General features: G+C 47.3%; 15 protein-coding genes. 6 read left to right on the top strand and 9 right to left on the bottom strand.

What is annotated here, in order from left to right:
• Window positions 1–101 precede the first annotated feature (101 nt).
• The 4 genes from ACZ5KY_RS13755 to ACZ5KY_RS13770 form a co-directional block, all read right to left on the bottom strand.
• Entirely contained in the window at window positions 102–1,028 is a 927-nt protein-coding gene (locus ACZ5KY_RS13755; RefSeq protein ID WP_464244463.1) for an SPFH domain-containing protein, read from the bottom strand.
• Window positions 1,028–1,492, bottom strand: a complete 465-nt coding sequence (locus ACZ5KY_RS13760; protein ID WP_464244464.1) for an NfeD family protein — start codon at window positions 1,490–1,492, stop codon at window positions 1,028–1,030. Before ACZ5KY_RS13760 ends, ACZ5KY_RS13755 begins: the two co-directional genes overlap by 1 nt.
• A 98-nt stretch (window positions 1,493–1,590) precedes the next feature.
• Entirely contained in the window at window positions 1,591–2,619 is a 1,029-nt protein-coding gene (locus ACZ5KY_RS13765) for a glycosyltransferase (RefSeq protein WP_464244465.1), read from the bottom strand.
• Entirely contained in the window at window positions 2,607–3,440 is an 834-nt protein-coding gene (locus ACZ5KY_RS13770) for a carbohydrate deacetylase (RefSeq protein ID WP_464244466.1), read from the bottom strand. Before ACZ5KY_RS13770 ends, ACZ5KY_RS13765 begins: the two co-directional genes overlap by 13 nt.
• Window positions 3,441–3,738: 298 nt before the next feature.
• Here ACZ5KY_RS13770 and ACZ5KY_RS13775 point away from each other — a divergent pair, with 298 nt between their 5' ends.
• Window positions 3,739–4,581 carry an HDOD domain-containing protein gene (locus tag ACZ5KY_RS13775; RefSeq protein ID WP_464244467.1) on the top strand — a complete coding sequence of 281 codons (843 nt, stop codon included), beginning with the start codon at window positions 3,739–3,741 and terminating at the stop codon, window positions 4,579–4,581.
• A gap of 458 nt (window positions 4,582–5,039) precedes the next feature.
• The gene (locus ACZ5KY_RS13780; protein WP_464244468.1) at window positions 5,040–5,507 is read left to right on the top strand and encodes a bacteriohemerythrin; all 468 of its coding nucleotides are present in this window, start codon (window positions 5,040–5,042) and stop codon (window positions 5,505–5,507) included.
• A gap of 93 nt (window positions 5,508–5,600) precedes the next feature.
• Here ACZ5KY_RS13780 and ACZ5KY_RS13785 read toward each other — a convergent pair whose 3' ends face one another.
• From ACZ5KY_RS13785 to ACZ5KY_RS13795, 3 genes are all read right to left on the bottom strand, one after another.
• Complete coding sequence (locus ACZ5KY_RS13785; RefSeq protein WP_464244469.1) at window positions 5,601–5,885, bottom strand: peptidylprolyl isomerase; 285 nt, start codon at window positions 5,883–5,885, stop codon at window positions 5,601–5,603.
• A gap of 121 nt (window positions 5,886–6,006) precedes the next feature.
• A complete protein-coding gene (hrpB, locus tag ACZ5KY_RS13790; protein ID WP_464244470.1) occupies window positions 6,007–8,511 on the bottom strand; it encodes an ATP-dependent helicase HrpB in 2,505 nt (834 codons plus the stop codon).
• A gap of 137 nt (window positions 8,512–8,648) precedes the next feature.
• Window positions 8,649–11,093, bottom strand: a complete 2,445-nt coding sequence (locus ACZ5KY_RS13795; RefSeq protein WP_464244471.1) for a DUF748 domain-containing protein — start codon at window positions 11,091–11,093, stop codon at window positions 8,649–8,651.
• 442 nt (window positions 11,094–11,535) lie between these two features.
• On the opposite strand from ACZ5KY_RS13795, the gene ACZ5KY_RS13800 reads away from it, so the two are divergent.
• From ACZ5KY_RS13800 to ACZ5KY_RS13810, 3 genes are all read left to right on the top strand, one after another.
• Window positions 11,536–14,541, top strand: a complete 3,006-nt coding sequence (locus tag ACZ5KY_RS13800; RefSeq protein WP_464244472.1) for an autotransporter outer membrane beta-barrel domain-containing protein — start codon at window positions 11,536–11,538, stop codon at window positions 14,539–14,541.
• A gap of 236 nt (window positions 14,542–14,777) precedes the next feature.
• Window positions 14,778–15,959: a hypothetical protein gene (locus tag ACZ5KY_RS13805; protein WP_464244473.1), complete on the top strand. Its 1,182-nt coding sequence runs from the start codon at window positions 14,778–14,780 to the stop codon at window positions 15,957–15,959.
• 345 nt (window positions 15,960–16,304) lie between these two features.
• The gene (locus ACZ5KY_RS13810; RefSeq protein WP_464244474.1) at window positions 16,305–16,922 is read left to right on the top strand and encodes a hypothetical protein; all 618 of its coding nucleotides are present in this window, start codon (window positions 16,305–16,307) and stop codon (window positions 16,920–16,922) included.
• Window positions 16,923–17,136: 214 nt separating this feature from the next.
• Here the strand turns inward: ACZ5KY_RS13810 and ACZ5KY_RS13815 are convergent, their stop codons facing one another.
• The gene (locus ACZ5KY_RS13815; protein WP_464244475.1) at window positions 17,137–17,628 is read right to left on the bottom strand and encodes a YcbK family protein; all 492 of its coding nucleotides are present in this window, start codon (window positions 17,626–17,628) and stop codon (window positions 17,137–17,139) included.
• A 92-nt stretch (window positions 17,629–17,720) separates the two neighbouring features.
• Window positions 17,721–19,394, bottom strand: a complete 1,674-nt coding sequence (locus tag ACZ5KY_RS13820) for a L,D-transpeptidase family protein (RefSeq protein ID WP_464244476.1) — start codon at window positions 19,392–19,394, stop codon at window positions 17,721–17,723.
• A gap of 477 nt (window positions 19,395–19,871) precedes the next feature.
• Here ACZ5KY_RS13820 and ACZ5KY_RS13825 point away from each other — a divergent pair, with 477 nt between their 5' ends.
• On the top strand, window positions 19,872–20,501 hold the full coding sequence (locus ACZ5KY_RS13825) for a flavodoxin family protein (RefSeq protein WP_464244477.1): 630 nt from the start codon (window positions 19,872–19,874) through the stop codon (window positions 20,499–20,501).
• Window positions 20,502–20,537 lie beyond the last annotated feature (36 nt).

The raw sequence follows: 20,537 nt of genomic DNA on the forward strand, positions 1-20,537 counted from the left end.
TACTGAATGGAGGACACAATGGCAAGTAAAAAAAAACGCGCAGCCAATTAAGGATGCGCGCTTTAAACTAACCACGGTCATGAACAACGCAGCAGTCAAACTTATTTCGGGCTACTCAGCTTATCGAGGGCTGTTTTAGCGGCACCAACCACCCCAGCAATATCTGTCAAGTTACTTGGAATGATCAGAGTATTGCCCTCTTTGGCTAAATTACCAAACTGTTGAATATACTGTTCAGCGATACGTAAATTAACCGCATCGGAACCACCTTGCTGGTTGATGGCATCCGCAATTGTCCGGATACCCGCACCTGTTGCATCGGCAATCTTGACAATCTCTGTCGCGAGGCCTTCGGCTTCATTGATCCGCTTTTGCTTCTCACCTTCAGAGCGCTCGATCATCTGCTGTCGGTCACCCTGAGCACTATTGATCTTAGCCTGTTTTTCACCTTCAGATTCAGCAATAACGGCTCTTTTTTCCCGCTCGGCCTTCATCTGCTTCTCCATCGATTCTTTAATCGACTGCGGCGGAACAATATTCTTAACTTCGTAACGGGTCACTTTTACACCCCAAGGATCAGAGGCGGTATCGACGGCACTGACAATTGCGCCGTTCATCGAGTCACGCTCCTCGAAAGTCTTGTCAAGCTCCATTTTACCGATAACACTACGCATGGTGGTTTGCGCGAGTTGAATCGAAGCAAACTGGTAGTTAGTAATCCCGTAAGAGGCCTTCTTCGCATCAACAACCTGCAAATAAAGAATACCATCCACCTCTACTGAAATATTATCCTTGGTAATACAGGTTTGCGAAGGGACATCAATCGCCAACTCTTTCAGCGAATGTTTGTATGCCACCCGGTCAAGGAAAGGGATAAGGATATGAAACCCAGCCTCAAGAGTCCCCGCATATTTACCCAGTCGCTCAACAATAGACGCTGAACGCTGAGGCACAACAAGCAAGGAACGCGAAAATACGGCTAACACAAAGAAAATACCACCAATTAAAATTATTGTTCCAAAATCCATTATGATTCTCCATCTTCTATTAAGCGTACTTTAAGGGTAATACTGTTTTTACCCACCACTTCAACTAAGGTCCCCGCAGCAATTGGCGTCTCTGATTCAACCTGCCAACTGGTGCCATTGATCTCCATCCGGCCACGTTCACCATCACGTACCGCTTCAGTTAATCGACCATGCTGTCCATTAAATTGGCTCACGTCCTCCTCAATAACAGCGTCACGACGTCCACCAAAAATCTGCTGTAAACGCTTGCGTAAGAACAACAACAAAAGAACAGAGACCAATAAAAATAATCCCAACTGACCATTAAGCTCTAATGGGACAAAAGCACAGGTTGCGGCAACAAACCACGCACCGAGACCAAAGAAAAAAACAACCAATCCTGGTGCTGAAAATTCTACTAGTAATAATACCAAGCCAATTAAGAACCAAATAAGCTCAGGTCGAGTCCAATCGATAACGGCCACAACATCTCCTTTTTTCGCAATTTAAAGTAGTGCGTTTAACTCAACACGTGATTATAGCTAATCATCGCCACTCACGGATACACTTTTAATAATTACCGTCAGTAAGCACTGTCATACACTTCACGACAAATTCGATCCAATTCACGGCTCTCGTGGTCGAGATGGTAACGATCCGCACGTGATTGACTCAATGAGTCGCGTAATGGTTGATTGAGAATCAATTCAGTACAAAACTGACAAAACTGTTGCTGATCGCGATACAAAAACCCATTCACACCTTGATCAACGATGGGACGATTGCCGACGATATCACTCGCCAAAATCGGTTTACCCAATACCGAGGCTTCAATCAGTGCATTGGGCAACCCTTCAGATTTTGAATTATTGACAACAACATCAGCTTCCTCCATCGCAGCAGCCATTGAATCAGGCGGGATCACACCAAGATAATGAACCCAAGAACGTTCATCGACAGCGCGATGAAAGTGTTGACCATAACTATCATCGAGTTCGGGGCCACAAAAAACCAGCTGCCAATTTTGCAGCTCGCGCGCCAAGCAATCAAACAACTCAATCAGATGAAGCACACCCTTCACGGGCCGAATGCTTGCTGGGCACAAGAACAACACGGTATCATCCGAACAATCAATCCGCTGTCGTAACGGATACCCCTCCGTACCTAATTGGATGGCCGCAGGTAAATAATGGAGACAGGCGGCAACTTCAGGATATTGACGACGCAGTGCTTCAATCATCAACGCATTATGGGCCATCAAACCATCCGCTTGATGTAACACCTCTTCAATGACAGTGGCTTGCTCAGGTTGCTGCAAGCCTTCGTTGATATCAGTACCACTGAGCATAACAACAACAGGGCAGTTAATCTGTTTCCGCTGTCGTAACCATAGTTTGCCAAGGCGGTAGGCATGGAGCAACACCAACAGATCAGGCTTAACACTATCAACCAGTGCCGCTAAAGACTCATCCGCAGAAGATAGCCCACTAGGGGAAACATGACACAGGCTCACCAGATGACCGTAAGATTCAAGCCCATGGCAATAACGACTTGCGGTAACCCAATTACCCGTGGCCTTATTGTGTTCTGGTGAACAGATTAAGATACGCACTGTGCTACTCCAAATGTTGTCAATTTAATCTCGCGCTGTTCGATCCGTTGACGTACAGCAATAGAGGTAAGCGCATCCAGTTCATACGTTCTCTCAATACCACAAAAAGGGAGACCAGCATCTTTATAACCAGGGTGAACCATCAATTCATAACAGCCTGTTGGCATCTCATCTATTAATGTCAATAATGATGATTCTTTCAAACGATTTACCAGTGCCATCCCCCACAAACCGTCGGGACTGAATAATTTAGCGCGGCGAACACACTGTTCAAATCCATGGCTCAATTTACGATATAATTTCAACTCGCTGCCCACAGCGCAGTCAGAATCATTTTCCTCACATTCAAGTGGAACGGACAAGCGTACGGCTTGAATTCGAAACTGCTGGCACAACTTCACCATTAAGGGAGTTAGGGCTGGGAAAAGAAACATGTGCTGATGTGAATCGATATGATCAATCTCAACGCCAGCATCAATAATCTTTTCTACTTGAGCAACTAGTTCAAGATATACCGCATCGAGGTCAAAACATTGTGCAGCAAACACTTGCCGTGAACGCTCTTTACCCTGAAAATTTCCCAGTTCATCGGTCAGACCACGGATCGGCCCTGTCAATGCACAGCCATCCGCTAAATTAAGATGGACGCCAACGCCAACCTGATGACGAGCCAACTCAAACACAACCTCATCAAACGTTGCACCATTGGCTAACAACGAAACGCTGGTGACAATCCCGTGTTCAATACTTTCAAAAATCCCTCGGTCGCGGCCGGTTGCCCAACCGAGATCATCGGCATTCACAATGAGGTTGCATCGCATAGAGAACTCCTGCGCAAATAAGAAACATATCCACACCTTACCTGACAATGGTTCAGAGCACAAACCATCATCAACACAATAACTACGCAACAGCGAAACATTCTCGTCACTTGCTCAGCAATCATGTAATAACACGGATAAACAACAAAAAGACTCTACGATGTTGCCAACATATGTTAGTATAGTCTCCACGCTAATGATAAAATTATTTACATTAGCAAGGCAGTATGCACACTGTCACATACGCATTAATGAGTCGAGCTATGTATTTAATCCTGCGGAACACGGTAGAGGATCTATGAGTTCTGTTATCGCCACCAGCATTCGCGACATTCGAAAAATTCCTGCACCACCAGAGCAATTTGGTGAGATACTTCAGATCATTGGCGACGACCAAGCCAACCTGATGTTGCTGGTTGATCTTATTGAATACAGCCCAACAGTCGCAGTTCGCTTACTCCAAGTCGCCAATTCCGCATTTTTTGGCCAGCGCCGCCCCATTGATAATGTCCGTGAAGCCGTCATTCGTGTATTAGGCCTTTCGCTCACACGCAGTTTAACTCTCGCTTTTTTTCTTACTGATCGTTTAAACACCAAAATCGTACCAAATTTTGATCCTCATCGTCATTGGTTTAGTGCCATTGTCACCGCTAAACTTGCTCAGGAGATGGGGCCAAATTTACGGCAAAAGGTTGAGTTGTCCCCCCTCTACACCACTGGCCTACTCCATAATATCGGCCTGTTAGCACTGGTACAAACATTCCCAAAACAGATGAATGAATTACTCAAAGAAAACAACATCCCCTTGGCAAAAAAAACACAGTATGTTTTTCGCATCGATCACTATCAAGCTGGTGCTCTGCTGGTAAAAAGTTGGAAACTGCCAAAAAACATCAGTGCCCCTCTCGCACAATTGAGGAATGTCCATTATACTGGTAGTAACTCTCAAGTGGCCCACTTAATACGACTTAGTGCTGAACTTGCTACCATCTTCTATGAAAAAGATACCTTTGCGTTACGCAACTACCGTGCGCCAAGTGAACTCATTCACCAACCTTTCGTAGATAAAGCTATTTTCGCCATTGAGGAGCAACTTCCAATTATTGAGGAGTTCAGCCAAATCGTCATACAGCAACAGTAACAAGGGGGATATCATGACCATCGAATTCTACAAATCAGCCGTATGACCGCGCTGTATCCTTGCCGTGAGTAAGGTGCAGAATGTCTTAAATGACCACCCCGAAATCACCCTGGAAACCATTGAAGTCACCACGCACATAAAAAAAACGTGGAGCGCTGGCATCCGTATGTTTCCAGCACTCAAGATAGGTGACGATATTTTATCTGGAATATTACTCTCTGAGGATAAAATCCGAACATTTGTCGAACAACATTCAAAGCAAACTCAATAAGCACACATCGCACGGCTAAAACTTCAAGTTGAACTATTTAAAAGCTACGTGTTCGCACGTAGCTTTTTTACATCCCCCCACCTTAATTACGCCTAACACTTGACGGCAACTATCTGAGATGATAGCCTCGCAACCACCTTAATTTACAAATACAAATACTAATTTTCCTTTTCTGCAGGAGAAAAACATGATGAACTTTATCGAATGGTCAGATAAAATCAGTGTTGGAATTCAGGAGATTGATGAGCAGCACAAACAACTCGTTACTCTCATCAATCGACTTTATGATGCGATGACAGGCGGTGAAGATCAATTCAAAGCTTCACAAGAGATCATGGCCGAACTGTTTCAATATACCGTGGTTCATTTTGCTGTTGAGGAGTGCCTATTTCGGATTTTTGAGTACCCTGAATACGATGCACACTGTGTTCACCATGAGGAATTGCGTAACCAGGTTTTCGAGATCAACCTTAAAGTTCAAACTGGCGAGCGCCTGGTGACACCTGAATTGCTGTTTTTCTTGCGTAAATGGATCACCAACCACATTATGGTTGAAGATAAAAAGTATTCCCCATTCTTACTCAAACAAGGGTTGAAAAAAACATGGGTTCAAACATCATGGTTGGGTAAAATCTGGAGTAACGGTAAAAAGTAATTCGTTTACCAACAGCAACATAGAACAATAAAAAAGCGGCTTAGGAGTTTGAACTCCTAAGCCGCTATTTATTTCAACAAACATCGAAAATGATTATGAACGCTTTGTTACCTCAATTAAGTGGTAACCGAACTGAGTTTTAACAGGACCAAGCACCTTACCTATTTCACCACTAAAAACCACTTCATCAAACTCTTTAACCATTTGACCGGGGCCAAAAGAACCTAAATCACCACCTTGCTTACCTGATGGGCATTGAGAAAACTTTTTAGCGCAACTAACAAAATCAGTTGCTCCTGCTTCAATTTGTGATTTCAACTCTTCGCATTTTTCTTCACTTGCTACGAGAATGTGCCGTGCTTCTGCTGTTGCCATCATAGACTCCTTATTGTTATGAATAGATTATTTAAACGAATAAACGCCAGCAGTGTATAACCAAACCCACCAAAGTTCCAAGATTTTTTTCGTCACCATGACTTTCGTCAGCGCATTGCCAACATCACATTGGCCGCTTTTTCAAGCCACGCTGGGCCACAGCAACCAAAGGATCATCAGGCCACGGATGTTTCGGGTAGCGCCCTTTCAGTTCTTTTTTCACCTCAGGATAGGTATTGATCCAGAAACTGGCCAGATCCCGTGTCACCTGCAGGGGCCGTCGCGCTGGCGACAACAGGTGCACCGTTAATGCGACCCGCCCGCCAGCAATGGTCGGACTGCGTTGTAAACCGAACAGCTCTTGTAGTTTAACGGCTAACACCGGTTGATCACAGTCGGTGTAATCAATACTCACATTGGAACCACTCGGCACCTTGGTGCGTAACGGCGCAAGGTGATCCAACTGTTGTTGCTGACTCCAATTTAAGCGGCTGCGTAATGCTTCAAATAGATCCACCTTACGGATCGCCGCCAAGGTGGTGATACCACTCAACCACGGTGCCAACCATTCCCCAACAGAATCGAGCAAGTGTTGATCGTCAAATGAGGGCCAATCACTTACCCCGGCATGGTTGGCAACAAACCGAACCCGCTGCAACCATTGACGACTGGCCTCACTCCAGCGTAGGCGATCTAAACCGATCCGTTTAATTTGATGGATCACAATCGGCAGCGCCATCGCCTTATCCAACCGCTGTGGTCGTTGAACGAGAATCAACGCCCCCAAGCGGCGACACTGACGCCCGACAACCCGTTGCTCACCATCGTGCCAAAACACCTCATCTTGCCAATCAACTTGATCGGCAAAGTGATTTATAATTTGATCACGCGTCAAGGCCGAACCGAGGTGAATCACTGCCTCACCATCCGTTTGCACTTGAATTCGAGCCACCACCAACCACGGTGCCGGGGCAAGCTGACTGCGAAATGACAACTGCGCGCCCGCGCCACTACGCAACTGATACTGATTAAGGCTATCACCGCGCCGTTGGGCGACACGATCAGGAAATGCCGCCAACAGTAACTCACCAACGGTTTCGACATCACAATCAAACTCATGCTGTGGCTTAATCTTTAAACGCCGCAACAATGTCGTCAAGCTGCGTTCACACTGAGCGATACTGCGTTCAGAACGCTTAGCCCGTCGTGCGTGGTGCCAATATTCAAGCCGATCCACCACGTCACTATCAGTACTGTTTTGTTGCCCTCCAGCAGGTAGAAAATCAGGTTCCTCAAGGAGAATAGCGATCTCGCAGGCGAGCATTTTCTCGTCCAGTGTCCGTGCACACACCACCATCGCTGCCAAGCGCGGATGAAGAGGCAACGCCGTCATCTGCTTACCGCGCGAGGTGATCCGCCCTTGTGAATCCAACGCCCCGAGTAAGGTGAGTAATCGTGTTGCCGCCGACAAGTGTGCCTGTGGTGGTCGATCTAACCACACCAACTGTTCCACATCGGTCAGGCCCCACAATGCCAGTTCCAGCACCAGCCCTGTTAGGTCACAACAACTGATCTCAGCAGGCGCATAAGGGAGCAAGCCGCTGTGCGTTGCTTCACTCCACAGTCGATAACAGTGTCCCGCTTTAACACGCCCCGCACGACCAGCACGCTGAATCGCACTGGCAGCGGAGATATTTCTGGTCACCAAGCCATCCATGCCACTGGCAGGATCAAAAAGCAAGCGCCGCTCCAGCCCTGAATCGATCACCACACCGATACCAGCAATGGTCAAACTCGTTTCAGCGATATTGGTCGCCAACACCACTTTGCGTATCTTGTTTGGCTGTAAGGCATTCTGTTGTTGTTGAAACGGCAGCGCACCATAAAGAGGTGTCACCAGCAATTCATCATCACGATAGCGCTCTTGCAACAACCGTTGGCAATTGCGGATCTCTCGCGCCCCGGGGAGGAACACCAACAGATCCCCCTGCGCCTCAGCCACGGCTTGCACAACCGCCTTCAGCACCTTACGCGCCAGCGGGGTGGTGTCATCGCCAAGGTAAACCGTTTCAACGGGGTAACTGCGCCCTTCACAATGGAGCACGGGGCAATCCAACAATAAACCAGCAATCGCGTCACAATCCAAGGTCGCCGACATCACCAGCAGTTTTAGATCATCACGTAACCCCTGTTGGGCATCAAACGTTAACGCCAAGCCCAAATCACTGTGTAAATTTCGCTCATGAAACTCATCAAAAATGACCAGCCCCACCCCCTCCAACGTCGGATCAGACTGCAAGCGGCGCGTCAACACCCCCTCGGTGATCACCTCAATACGGGTGTTGGCACTCACACACCGTTCATGGCGAATGGTATAGCCAACCGTCTTCCCCACCGTTTCACCGAGTGATTGGCTCATAAAACGAGCCGCATTCATCGCTGCAAGGCGACGCGGCTCTAGTAGCAGGATTTTTTTCCCTGCCAACCAAGGTTGATCAAGCAGTGCCAGCGGTACGCGGGTAGTTTTACCTGCGCCAGGTTCAGCTTGCAAAACAAGGCAGCTGTGCGCAGCGAGTTGGTTGCACAGTTCGGGGATGATTGAATCGATAGGTAGACTTTGTGTGCTCATAGGGGTGTTAGTGAACCTCAGATGACTCACAAAGTCAACTGTGACACCAGACCTGTAGCAAAATCGGGACTGTCCCTAGGGGTCTGTCGGACTTTCTAGGAATTTACTACAAAAAGTCCGACAGGCTCCTAGCTGGGCTATTTTCCAAAAATACCTCTGAACGCATCATCAATCAATTGGCGTGTGGGGTCGTTCTGTGCGGGTTGGTCGTTCTGTTCTGTGGTACTTCCCTCTGCAGGTTTCTGCACCGGGGCGATTTTATCCAGCAGTCGCTGTTTCAGATTATCTACCGCCTCTTGCGTCACCTGTTGCTGCAAGGCGGCTTCGTCTAGGCTGATGCGCGGTGCGGAAAAAGTTCCTTTGACTTTCAGAGGCAAAAGGGCCCAGCCATCGGCATCGGTAAGGTATCCGGCGATGCTCCCTTTACGATCCAGCTCTTGGGCCAGCTTTGGCGACAGACGTGCATTCAGAGCCAAATTCAGACTCTCATCCAAGCCAATAGCGCCCTTGGGCAGTGCGCGCAGGTTGGTTCCGGAAAAATTGCCCTCCACCTGTGCTTTACCCTTTCGGAGATCGAAAGCAGCGGTACAGAGATCGAAGCGGAGATCGCGCAACTGGGCAAGGCTCAGAAACTCGGCCAGCTTCTGCGTTAGTTGGGTTCCGCTGATGCGTGCTTTTGTCACCTCCATATTCCCCGTGGAGTTGAGGTTCTGCTTGAGCTTATCCGGCAGGGTACCGCGGCCATTGAAGTTCAGATCAAGAGTCAACGCACCGAACAGAGTTTGGGCAGAAGTGGGATCCAGGGCAGTAACCAGTGGATCGAGCTGTACTCCCTTCAGGCTCGTTTTGCCGGTGTAGCTCAAACCCTTCTGACGCAGATCAACGCGCGCGCTCTGCGAGAAGGTTCCCTCACTGATGACGCCGCTTAAAGAGGAGATGTCGAGGACGTTGTCCTGTAAGCGATACAGCATACTCAAATCTGTTACGGGAATCCCCTGATACAGGGCCGTACCAACGTTAATGCTGCCATCAAGAGTCAGGGGGATAGCAAAAGGGCCGAGCTCTTCAGGGACGGCTGCACGCGGGGATTTCTCCTGCTGCGGTTGTGTTGCCTTTGCAGTAGCCACGGCAGGGGTCGCCGCGGCAGCTAAGATGGCGTCGAGATCAAAGTGTTCCGCGCGCAGTGTGTGTGTCATCACAATCGGGATAGCAAACAGGTTGAGCGCCGTAATCTCCATCTGGGCCACATCGTCACCGATTTTCAGGGTTAGATCCTCGCTGTACAGGCGATCTTTTTCGAGGATAAACTGACCGTTTAGGTGTGGGCGAAAACCTGCTGCATCGGCCTGCAGGTCGTCAAGTTTCAGCTGTGCGCGGCGCAAAACGGCGGCACCTTCGGAGAGCAGTCCATTAAGAGAGGCATGGAGACTCACTGCGCCACTGGGTTTACTTTGTGCAACGCCCGCAGTCAGTGCGGGGGGAAGCGCCGCAAGGGCAGCAGCCATAGACATATTCTGCGCCACAAGCTCAAGCTCCACAGTGGGGTCCGTATCCAGTGCTCGGATTGCCCCACTGAGCTTCATCTTGACCCCATTATAGTCCATATCCCCCTTGCTCAAGTGCAACTGCGCGGTGTCGGGCTTGAATTGTGCCGCATAGTCAAGTTTGAATTTGGCATCCGCTATAGGGGCATCGGCCAGCGCGTCTAGGGTAAGGGAAATATTCTCCAAGGACAGATTACCGCTGGAGGTGATATGGGTCGGAGCAGCGTTTAGCTGTAGTTTGGTGCTGAGAGCAAGACTGCGCAGCACGCCGGGAAGCGCGGTCGCAAAGTAGGGTGAAAAAGCCGCGATATCGAGATTGTTCAGGGAGAGGTCGGCATTCACGGACTTCTGCATGAGATCGAGCTCCCCACTCAGAGCGAGAGGCGCACCATTGATGTTGCATGAAAGTTTAACCGGGAATGGTTGGCGTAATGCTAGGGCGCGTGCGTTGATCTGGAGTTGGTTTATCTCGTATTCATGCGAGAGCGGCGCGGCAACAGCGTTATCGATAAAGCGCAGCTGTCCATCTTTAAGGGAAAGATCCGCAATGCTCAGGTTAATAGCTGCCACAGCGGCACCGGTTTGCGCCGCAGAGGGTTCCGTTGTCGGTGCAGGTGCGGGAACTGGTGAAGTGGTCGGCTGATCGGTAATTGCAAGCAGGTCCGAAAAGTTAAAGGTGCCATCGCGGTGCCGCACGATGCTTATCTGCGGCTGTTGCAGGGTGATTTCATCCACCTCAATCTGCAGACGCAACAGCGGCCACAAACGATAGCGTAGCAGCGCACGCTCCGCACTGATAAAATCCTGTTGGCTGTCCTGCTCTTTTATGCGCAATCCTTCCAGTACGATGCCGGAAAACAGGCTGATATCGATGGAATCAAGGGCAACACTGCGACCTAGTTGTTGTTCTGCCAGAGGGATGACGGTAGCCCTTACCCGCTCGGGGGTGATAAGTACTTTGACTAATATTGCACCACCTACGATTCCAACGATCAAAATAAAGCCGATAATGGCGCTGATTTTTTTTATTTTGCCCATGCTGACCTCCCTGTGGCGCTGTATGAAGTTTAAATATGTCACCAGTGCATTATAACGCGATAAAGGCGTTTGTCACATGGGATACTATTGGGACGCTTTGGCGGGGCAGTTTTTTTGAGAGAGACTTCGTGGTCAACAGAATTGATAAAGAACTAACGAACCGGCAGGTGTTAACAGTGGATGCACATTCAGTCGTTGCTATTCAACTCCTGCTAATCGCGTATTATTTGACAAAATTCCTAGATATGGTCAATATTGACAAATAACTCACAGCCAAAAAACGACTTAATTTTACAACCTAAAACACGTGCCATGACAGACATGAATCGACCAATACAAACTTATTAAAGAGAAATGAATGGTTAGAGGTTTTTGCCGGGCAGATTGTGCCAAATGATGCCATTCAGTATCACTATCAAAACTAAATCCATAGAGGATCCCAATGCGCAAAGTCATATTATACCTCGTTCTTGCCAGCTTAATTCTGGCCACCCCAGCCCTCTGTTATGAAACAATTACTGTCGGAAACTTTGAAGCTCAACTTCTCGCCCCGGGTGAAAGCGCTTACGTTGTCGGAGCAACAGAGAGTGATAGTGGTTACACTGAGAATTATCGTGAAACAGTCACAGGAACCGAAGAGTGGACCCAAGATCACAAAGATGCCATCACCAGAAGCCTACAAACACTGGAACAGACCTTTGACTCAAACAGCCCAAGCAGAAAAATGCAAATTGCGTTTAGTTTAGAAAAAGGGGCCTATCTCGGGATGTCACTCGGCACCTTAATTACCGATCAAGCGGGTAAAAACATAGTCTCAACAGGAGAGTTTCTCCTGCGTGATAATATTCCGACAAACAGTATTCTCGGTAGTGTCGACGATGTGATCATCATGTTCACATCCGTTCCTCTACACTTCGGCCCTGAGGCTCCGGGCCACAAACAGTACGACTTCCAAGCAACGGTAACCCATGAGATCCTCCACGCCATGGGTATTATGAATGTCAACAACAGTGATGGTAATTACCCAGATGGAATCACAAAGTGGGATTCATTATTGAATGATGTTGACGCAGATTCCGCTACGATTGCCACCACAGGTGAACTAGGCACAGTTTTTTGGACAGGAGCTGCTGCCAACGCGACCTATGGCGGCCCTGTCCCGATACAAACATTTGTAGATGAATACAAAGCAGGTAGTACACTTGCCCATCCAGGTACTTCTGGAGATTTAATGTCATGGAGGGGTTATTCCTTAGGTTTCCCTAGAACTCCGAACAAACTACTGCTTGATATGTACCGTGATATGGGCTGGGAGATAAACGATGAGTACTACGATAGTTTAGGCCCCACATATTACAGCAACGATCGAAGTATCACCAACACAGATAACTTCGAAACAAGCCACAGCTACACCTACGGTATGTACGTCAATGGTAACAATAATTTCATTGAGCAAAATGGTGAGTTAAAAACCACAAAAGAGCAATCCAACACACTTCAAGTATGGGGCGAGGAAAACAAAATCAGGGTGAATGGCACACTGTCAGCCGAAGCCAACTACTCCCACGCACTCTACTCGTTTGGTATATCTAACCAGATATTTATAGAGAGTGAAGCAACTCTGAGCGCTAAGGGGGATGGTTCTGTTGGTATTTTACTTTTTGGTTATTACAACTCCATTTTCCACTCTGGAACCACCCTTGCTAGCGATGGCGCAATAGCCATTCGAGTCGACAATCCATGGGCAACCCGGGGGTACTGGCTACATACATCACTGCACATTCAAACGGGCTCCGAGATCGTTGGCAATATTATCAACACCGACCCTGATCATCCGGCCAATATCACCTTTGGTCGTAACTATGCCAGTGATGGTAGCTATAGACCTGACCCCGATTTCTATTTTACCTACAATGATGAAATACTTGGCAATTGGAACCATACGGTTACGGCAGGCACGCTAAGCTTAGGGGCAAGTGCTATGATCGAAGGCAGTATGGAGAATTATGGCACCCTAGCAGGGAATGGTTCCTTTGTTGGCGATGTCACCAATTATGGCATTATTGCCCCGGGTAATTCGATTGGCACACTAACTATTAGCGGAAATCTCACCCAAAGCAGTAGTTCTGACCTACAGATAGAATTTGGTGACGGTGGCACCGATCAACTGGTGGTGAGCGGGGCAGCACATCTCGACGGCTCACTTTCACTCATCCCCATCGGTTATCTTACCCCGGGAACCTATCAATTCATCGATGCGGACGGATTTACGGGTAACTTTGCAACGTTGAATAACTTTTCAAGCAGTATTCTGCAAACCTCGGCATCGAGTCTAAATCCCAGCAGCTTTACCCTAGCGCGCAATAGTTACCTATCGATAAGTGAAAGCCCACAACAGAGCATCGCCAGTGCATTTGATCGAACTCGACCGACGGCAAGTGGAGATATGGCAGAGACTCTCAACCTCATGGACGTGATGGATCGTGCCGAGATCAGACAGGCAGTCGACGATTTTTCACCCTATTTCCACAACTCTGTTACCACAGCACTGCTAGAGAACATCAAAACCAGATCAACATTCTTACAAAACAAAATAAAACGAGATGATGCAGAGCGTCAATCTCCCTTGTGGGTCTCCGGTTTCGGCGGCAATACCCATTACAACAAGGAGAGGACTAGCGGCGATTTTAAAGCACAATATGCCGGTATTATGCTGGGCTTCGATAAACAATTTGAATCAGGATTACAGCTCGGAATCGCAACCTCTTACACCGATTTTGATGTAAACGAAAAAGCAACGACCAGCGACGCAACGACCTCTGTTTACGATGGCCACCTCTACGGTACATGGTCACCACAGTCAAACGGGGCGTTCTACCTGCAATCAATTTTAGGCATCGGAATTGCTGATTCTGAAAGCGATCGCACTATCCCATTTTTAGGCAGAACAGCCACCAGCGATCATGATTCAATCTATTACTCAGCCTTTATTGGCGGTGGTTATCAACAGCAGTTTGATACTTGGACCCTAGAGCCACGGGCAGGGTTTGAGTATATCAACCTCGATGAAGATCGCTTTACAGAACATGGCGCACAATCCGCTTCCCTTACAATCCACTCAAAAGGTGCTGAATCATTGGTCAGTTCACTTGGCTTTGAAATTAGTCACACCTGTGAACTGGGCAATGGGTTATTAATACCTAGCTTTCGAGCGGATTGGTTTCATAATTTCTCCGCACAGGGAGAAAACACCATCGCCACGTTACAAAGCGGTGAAACGTTTCGTGTAGAGGGTCGTGATGCGAGCAAAGATTCTTTAGAATTAGCTGTTGGCTTAACGGTACTCGTCAGCGATAAACTACACGGCACTCTTGATTATCAATACACGTTTGCCGACAATCAAAATAAAGCCCATTTACTGAGTGCAGGACTGAGTTATTCTTTTTAAGGGGGCTAGTGAATCTTAGATCACCGGTAAAGCCAACCGCCTGAGACTCTAACACACGCACGAAAACTCATAAAAATTCCATGTATACCATATGGTAATACTATGGTATAAGCGGCACAGCTTACCAAGCTGAAGCGCGACACTGCCAGAATGAATATTCGCTCACGGCTTGGTGTGTATTTGAGGTGTTCATTAACTTTAAATACTTAACTAAAACAGGAAGAAGGAGAAGAAACATGACAAGAAAGATTGTATTAGTCGCACTGCTGGTGCTGCTGGGAGCGAGTAACGTATTTGCGCTGGAGATCTACAAGAAGGATGATCTTTCCCTCAACGCTGGTTGGTGGGGCCAGGTATGGGGACAGTCGGTATCGGATATGAATACTGACAATGGTACTAAGTTTGACGATAGCCTCAACGACATCCTCATTCGGCGCTCCTATTTTTACCTCAGCGGTACGGTTACCCCGGAGCTCAGCTTCTTTATGCACTACGCTGGGGATAAACTGGGGATGGATGAGATCAAAGATGATTCCGGCAAAGGCCTCGGCTCTGGCCTCGCCCTGCGCGATGCCTGGGTGAGTTACAAAGTGCTGGGCAACGACCTCATTGTCCAAGCCGGGCGCATGTACGTACCGTTCACACGTGACTATGGCACGACCTCAACCAAGTCCTTGCTCACTACCGACCTCAACTGGGGCCAGGGCGGGCATCGCAGCACGATCTTTTATCCCAGCAATATAGGCCGCGACGATGCCTTGACTGTGTGGGGTAACGTGCTGAACGACAAACTTCAGTACCGTATCATGCTCGGCGATGGTGAAGAAAATGATGCAAAAAATCATGACGACACCATGCGTTATGCGGGGCGTTTGAGCTACAGCGTGTTTACCCCTGAAACCAAATGGTTTAACGCTGGAACATATCGCGGTACTAAAAAGGTATTGGCCGTTGGTCTTGGGATGGATTCCCAGAACGATCTGATCCTGAACGGCCAAGAAGAAAACTACTTCGCCTGGACTGCGGATGTGTTCTACGAGCAACCCCTCGCTGGTGGCGATGCCTTGACCCTGACCGCGTCCTACATTGATGTGAGCAACACCGTTAACAGCATCAGTTTCACTCAGATGGCCTCCGGCGATGATGGTTCCATCATGGCGTTAAAGGCCGGCTACTACCTAGGCACCAAGATCGGCCCTGGCAACCTACAGCCCTTCGGTCACTATCAGCTCATAAGTTCTGACGAGAGCGGGCGTGACGACACTCAGGTCTACGGGGTGGGGATGAACTACTACCTCAAAGGGGCGGCAAACAAAATTACCCTCGAAGGTACATTCGTAAATCAAGATGAAGAGATCGATGATACCAATGTTCAGGATGAAACCCTGGTTACCCTGCAATTTGCGGTTGGTTTCTGATTCTAACCTGATTTACCGCTTAAGAAGAATATAGAAAAAGGCTACACGTGCTGCCGCCACTCCGTTACAGGGGTGGCGGCAGTTTTGGTATGTGCTGGCGTGTCAGCGCCGCGAGGATAGAGGACAACGGCATCAGACCTTGAAATGAAACAGTACACTGGCCCACTTTATTCGAGAAAAGAAGTTTAAAAAGATTGTTTTCAACTTATTGTCATACATTTGAGACATGTTATGCTATTACTATAATTAATAAACACTACTTAGGCCATGCTAAACATTTAAGTCTCAAAGCATTGTGTGAAATGCAACATCAAGCTAGCAAAGATCTATTCGCGGGAGTTGATTATGGACATCTCAACACTCAGTAGCGGTACTGCAGCCACTATGGCCCAGACAACCGCTTCCATGGTTGATACGCAGGCGGCTCAGACGAGCCGGCCTGAAACGCATCTGTCCGTTCTCCCTTCGAGGGATACGGTGCAGATCTCCGCTGAGGCTCGTTCTCTGTCCACTCAAATGACGCCGGTGGCAACCGCGACTTCAGAACTGTCCTCCAGATCAAATTCCACAGATAATCCCACGCAAAAGTCAACTTCGGCGCTACGGCTGGTGTCTCGCGAGGACTCTTCCAGCGTAGAGGGAACAACAGCCTCCCTTGAGAATGTAGCGGGCACGGAAAAAGGCAGAGTCGGCGTTGAGCAGGAGCCTTCCTCGTTGCAGAAAGCGGAGAAGAAGTCTGAAGAGAAACAACGGACTTCTGAGGACGAGAATAAAAGCCAGTCGCAACTCCGAGAAGTCGAAACCGAGATCGGCAGAGCGAATCGCGATATCACCTTCCTAGTAGGCCGCGCAACTATCAATGAATCTGCTCGTGAACAGTTGCACGAAAAAAAATCGGAACTCTCTGTGTTAATGGTGGAATTGCTCCAGCTGGAGAGTGTTTCGACAAACAGTTTGCGGTGAGGACTGTTAAATAACGGCCTTCATTCTTTCTGGGAAGTTAGCTTTGACCGTGAATCAAATATAACGCTGTTGACACATTGGACATACTCCAAAGAAGGTGAAGAATTCTCCCCTCCCCCCATATTAAACCGAGCGAACAAGAGAGAATTCATCACATCAATTCCACAGGAAGCGATTAGGGTCTACAGTCGGTCATATTCAGCGTTACCCTAATTTACCAGGTACGACTTCTCCCAGTATCCAAATGAACAAAATCCGAATTTGCATAGTAGCCGACACCACCAGAACGTAGATTGGCAGCGACATCTCTAAGGTTGCAAGTGGAGAGGTTTCTGATCCTGATATCTATGGCCTGACCTTGCATGTGGAGGCTTTTTTTAGCCACACCGCTACTCTGGGTTTGCAGCGCTTGGTTGGTTTCAGCTGAACGATATCCTGATATGACCTCGATAATTCCATCATTCTGAGTGCGTGTTTTTACTGCACTGATAATGTCCAGCAGTCCTGAATCAATCGGATGAATTGCACCGGTACGGAAATCTCTTAAAAATGTATTTATTTTTGTTTGATTCGCTACAGATAGAATTCCTGGCATATGATTTATCTGAAGTTGCTCTCCGGTATGCGTATGGAAAAAAGTTAATGTCTGCACGGGTTCTCTGATTGCAAAGGCAGAAAGGGGGGAGGTAAAGCACATTCCAGCCATCAAGAGGCCAGATCGTTTAAGAAACTGGCGTCGATCTATTTTTGTATTCTTTATGATAATAGGTTTCTCCGTTTGTTAATTACAGATCGGTATCAGTTAATCACGTCATCTGGGAAAAGTGCCTGTCTCAGTTTTTTATCCCGATCATAAATATCACTGCTGAAATAAATCAAGCCATCTTCCCCCACCCATGTAGTTTGATAGGTAATATGTACAGGTACTGGCTTTTCAGCGTTGACTACCTTTCGTTCACCCAGTTGAATAATTTCTTCAATTTTTTCCTGTCCCCAGCTATTTTCTCCATGAGAGAGGATAAATTCAGCAAGAGCGAGGGGATCACTGACCCGAATGCACCCATGACTGAAGTCCCTTTGTTTCCTTTGAAACAGATGGGGATGGCTTGTCGCGTGCATATAAACATCATACTTATTTGGAAATATAAATTTAACATCACCCAAAGCATTCCAAGGGCCCGGGTCCTGCCTCAACCTGTAGCCTGATATCTGGGATTCGGATATGGAGTCCCAATCCATACTGGTGGAATCCAGCTCTACAGCATCTTCTTTCCAACCGGGGAAGAGACGGATATGTCGTTTTACCAAATGAAAAGGATCATTGCGAAGACCAAGCAGCTCTTCATCCCGGGCAATACTGGGAGGAATATTCCAAAATGGATTAAACGTGACATATTGAACTCGGTCACTGAAAACCGGAGTTTGATTCTGCAATTTCCCAACAATTACAGGAAAATTGAGTTTCATCTCCCCGTGATCAAATCCTCTTAAGTTAAAGCTAGCAATGTTTACCAGAATATATTTGTCACCTAGATAGTGAGCCTGCCATCTCCAGCGGGCCATATTGACCATGATTTTGCGGACAGCCTCGTCTACGGGTATGTTCATGGCGGCAAGGGTTTCAGGGCCGACAACCCCATCGGCATTCAGTCCGTGACGGGTCTGGAATTGTTTTATAGAGGGCATAAGGGAGTATCTATACAGTGAATCATCCCTTACCGACACCATAAGATCCCCTGTCACGTCAAGACGCTTAACAACAGCGGCAACTCTATCACCACGGTCTCCTGGCCGGATGTTTTCCCCTTGGGGTATTTGATCCCACCCTCCCCGTTGAGCCAGCTCATGATAAATTTTAAGTGACTTTTTTAAATCTGCATAATGGCTGTGGGTTGGCGGTAGTTCGGCGAAAAATTCAGAAAGATCATTTGCTGCAAGAACCTTATCAACCGTGGCCAGTGGATCAAAATCAGCATCCCCGGCCTCGGCAAACAATAAAGGTTCAATATCCCGAAGTTTAATCTGCCCACGACTGATATCATTGACATATTTAATCAGGTTGACGGTGATAAGGGTATCAAGTCGAGCAAGTTTTTCAGTTGCCAAAGAATCCCATAATGCCATCATTTCATTGACACCATAATCAGTCGGAATCAATCCTTCGGTAACACTATTTTTTAATGTCTCAAAGATTTTATCAGCGCTTATGCTCGGTCCGCGGGAAGAGACCCACAGGGAAGAACGTCCATTTTTTTGATAAATATCTAACAGACATAAATTGCTGGAGACCGATGAAGGCTGCTGGTTTTTAAAACTTATGAGAGAGAGGGAATGGCACTCCAGATATTCAGCCATGGCTGATGCCAGCGGGTCTATGACATTATCAGCAGAAGCTTGGCAGGGGGAAATCATACCTATCACAATGAAAACAGCGATAACAGGTATGAAGAAGAACGGATTAGATCGCCCCATTTTACTCCTTTTCGCTGTGTCCACGATCTCTTTCCGCATACAATAGAATACCTGTGAGGGAAGTGACTGGTTTTCAATAGACAATTCAAAAAAGAGCTTCTGGATCGCTCACTTTTTTAAAACAACCACAACAGAGCAGAAACCTAATCAAGCCACCTACCATAGCCCAACCAAGACAACTTTTCTACCAAATAAATTTAATATCATTTTAAAGTGACAAGATCAATGAATAAATTATTTTATTCCATAAGGTCACCTTCGATAATTTTGCACTCCCCTATATTATAAAAAAAAGAGACACTACCCAGACTAATTTGAGACCAAAATGTGAATTCACTTTCGAAAGCCAGAAGAAACAAGACATTGTTGACACAGTAGATAGAATCCAACAATATCGTGCTCAGGGTAATCAGGCGAACTTGTTTCCGCCTGACTCAGGCGTTAGACACAACCAAATAAAGGAATTTCAAGCCTATCATGACATTTGAAATTAAAGAAAACCTGATTAAGACCAAAGTTTTAGCCATTGGTGCCAGCCCCCGAAAGGATGGCAACTCGGATGTTCTTCTCAAGCACTTTTGCGCTGGTGTGAATAATGCTGGAATCGAAACTGAGGAAATTCAACTGAGAGATTGTGACATTACGCCCTGCGTTGGCTGCGAACTTTGCCGCAAAACGGGTAAATGCTCTCGATTTGATGACGACATGGTTGTTATTTACAATAAAATCATCGAGTCACGTGGACTTTTCTTGATTTCACCTGTTCACAATTACAACGTTACGGCATGGATGAAAGGCTTTATAGATAGGCTCTACTGCTTCTATAATTTTACGGAACCTCGCCCCGGCCATTGGAGCAGCAAGTTGGCAAACCAAGGCCGAATAGCCGTTGTAGCGGCCGTGGCTGAACAGTTAGACAAGAAAGATATGGGATTTACTCTGGAAGCGATGCAAATGCCACTTGAGGCCCTTGGCTACGAGGTTAATCAGAAGTTTCCCGTTTTGGGAATTTTTAAAAAAGGAAAAGTCGCGGATCGACCAGAAATAATCCGTACTGCGGAAATGTACGGTGAAAAGTTGGCCAAAGAGATTCAGGGAAAATCGTAAAAAAAGGGGCCACCATCACTATGATGGTGGCCCCCA

The sequence above is a fragment of the Desulfuromonas svalbardensis genome (assembly GCF_055389415.1).